The 2,839-nt window shown below is 68.4% G+C and carries 2 protein-coding genes; both read left to right on the top strand.

What is annotated here, in order from left to right:
* Nucleotides 1–251: ribulose bisphosphate carboxylase small subunit (locus BGN91_RS03140; protein ID WP_292610496.1), on the top strand; the 251-nt coding region annotated here is incomplete at its 5' end.
* A 103-nt stretch (nucleotides 252–354) separates the two neighbouring features.
* A partial coding sequence (locus BGN91_RS03135) for a CsoS2 family carboxysome shell protein (RefSeq protein WP_292610495.1) occupies nucleotides 355–2,839 on the top strand: 2,485 nt, incomplete at its 3' end.

The following is a 2,839-nucleotide window of genomic DNA, read 5'->3' as shown; positions in this document are numbered from 1 at the left end:
TGCGCCGTCAGATCGCTCACGCCATCGCGCAGGGTTGGAATCCGGCGGTCGAGCACACCGAGAAGGGCACGCCCGCAAAGGCGAGCTACTGGTACATGTGGAAACTGCCGCTGTTCGGCGAGCAGTCCGTCGATACCGTGATGGCGGAGATCGAAGCCTGTCACCGCGAATTTCCGGATCAGATGGTGCGGTTCGTCGCGTACGACAACTACGCCCAGAGCCAGGGCATGGCGTTCGTGGTGTATCGCTAATGAGCTGGGCGCTGGAGCCTCCTCTGTTCGGCGCCCATGATTTGAACGCGGCGCGGCGCATCGGCGCCGCTCCCTTCCTCGGGTTCTTTGTGCTGAGGTCCGTATGACAAACGTCGCCCCCGGTCATGCCACTGCAACTCTATCCGGCCGCGAACTGGCGCTCCAGCGCCGGCAGGCCATGGCGCGTCACGGCAAGACCGGGACCACCAAGGCTGCGCAAACCGAGCGTTCCGCCGCGGAACGCTTTCGGCTGAATGCGGCGCATATCTCCAACGCCCATCACGGCGGCGTTTCGGCGGCGCCTGCGTCAACGCCGTTCACTCAGCCGGTGGCGCAGAAGTCCGCGGCGCGCGCCCGGCGGCAGGCGTTGTCCACTATTGGCAAGGCGGCGTTGAAAAATGCCGGGCACGGCACGGCAACCCGCCCCGCGGCGCATCTGCGCCCAGGCCGGGCGGCGGCCGAGGTGCGTGGCTCCGATTGCGGTTGCGGCTGCGGCGGACAGTGCAGTTGCGGCGGGCAATGCGGCTGCAGCCATGGCGCGGAGCGCAAGGAGGCGGCGCGTATCGAAGCTGTTCAGCACGGCGCACCGGCGGTGGAACGTGCAGCGTTGAACGCGCCGGAGGCGACCGGCCGCGCGCTGGCCAAGATGCGCCGTGCCGCGCTGAGTCAGGATGGCAAGAAGGGCCTCAAGCGCGTCGCCCAGGCAACGCGCATCGCTGCCGCGATGCCGCAGCAGGATTGGCAGAGCGCCATGCTCAAAGGCGCAACCGGCCGTCAGGTCGCGATGCAGCGCCGGCTGGTACAGGCGCTGGCGGGCCGGGTCGACAAGACGTCCGGTGCCAGCACTCGCCCGACCGGCCGTGTGCGCGCTCGCAACGTGGTCGAGGCGCCTGCCAAGGTCGAGGAGGGGCATACCCTGTCCGGGCAGACCGTCACCGGCACCCAGGTCGAACGCATCTCCAAGGTGACCGGCAATGAGCCGGGCTCCTGCCGCGCGATCACCGGCACCGAATATATCGGCTTCGAGCAGTTCCAGACCCTCTGCGGCATCCGCCCCGAGCCGGCGACGCCGAAGGTTGCGGTCAGCAGCACCCTGCGCGAGCAACGCATCACCGGCACGGCGCTGGGCCGTTCCACCAAGACCACCGGCGATGAGCCGGGCGCGTGCCGCCCCGTGACCGGTACCGAATATCTCTCGAGCGAACGCTTCGAGCAGTTCTGTTCGACGCGGCCGTCCGCCCCGCTGGGGAAGGTGGCGCTCACCCGCACCGACAAGGGCCAGACTGTCACCGGCGCGCTGGTCGATCGCCCGCGCCGCGTCACGGGTGTGGAGCACGGCGCCGACCGCGCCGTTACCGGCACGCGTTACAGTCAGGGCGAAACCGATGACGCGCCGCCCAAGGTGGCGGTCTCCCATACGGCCGCGGGCAAGCCCGTGACCGGCACAGTGGTCGGCCGCAGCGAGCGGCAGACCGGCGACGAGGCTGGAAGCTGCCGTCCGATTACCGGCACCGAATACCACACCGTCGAGCAGTTTCGCGATTTTTGCCGAACGGCGCCGCCCGGAGGCGCGCGAAAGGTCAGCGTGATGTCCACGCGCGACGAGCAAACTGTCTCGGGAACTGCGGTCGATCGCTCGGCCAAGGTGACCGGCAACGAGGTCGGCTCCTGCCGCAGCATCACCGGCAGCCAGTACTACACGACGGCTGATTTCGCGGGGCTGTGCAAAACGCCCGGTCCTCAGAAAGTGGCCGAGATGCAGACGCTGCGCGGTCGGACTGTGACTGGCTCGGAGGTCGCTCCAAGCCCAAAATTGTCCGGTGACGAGTCTTATGGGTGCGAACCCGTCACCGGCATGGACTACATCGGCACCCGCCAATTGGCTGCGGTGTGCCCAGCCGAGGCCGTGCCGACGGTCTCGCCGGTCAGCAAGGTCATCGTTGACACCACGCTGCGCGGCCAGAGGGTGACGGGCATCGCCCCGGGTCGGGCGGACCACGTCACCGGCAACGAGGCCGGCACCTGTTCGCCGATCAGCGGCACCCCCTACATCGGCCAGGGTCAGTACGCCGCGTTCTGCCAGGCGCCGCAGCGCGAGCAGCAGGCGGCGCGGGTTCGCGACAGCGCAGTGATCCCGGCGACAGTGGTTACCGGCGACCGGCCGGGCGCGGGCGGGGCGCAAGTCACTGGCGACGAGCGTGGCGCTTGCGAGCCGATTTCGGGCACGCCCTATCTGGGACTGGACAATATCGCGTCGGGACAATGTGCGATGAGCGATCGCTTCAGCGCGCGCGATGTCGATCAGCGTCCGCCAGCTCCTAGGGATTTCAGTATCAGCATTCCGGCGCGGCAGGCTCGCGAGGAGCGCCAAACCGAGGTCATCACCGGCAGCGGCATGGGTACTTCGCGCATTACCGGCCCGATCAACAAGGCCGACGGCCTGATTACCGGTACGCCTGAATTCCGTCACGGCGACCAGGTGCGTCGTCCGCGCGACGACGAGCAGTCCGTTCCTGCCGCGCGCCGTTTGAGCGGCGAAGGCAGCCAGCAGGGCCGGCGCATTTCGGGAGACGCCTGGGACGGCAACA

The sequence above is a fragment of the Nitrobacter sp. 62-13 genome (assembly GCF_001896955.1).
Classification (GTDB): domain Bacteria; phylum Pseudomonadota; class Alphaproteobacteria; order Rhizobiales; family Xanthobacteraceae; genus Nitrobacter.
The sequence above is the reverse complement of the archived record's forward strand: the minus strand, read 5'-3'. Positions and strand labels throughout refer to the sequence as shown.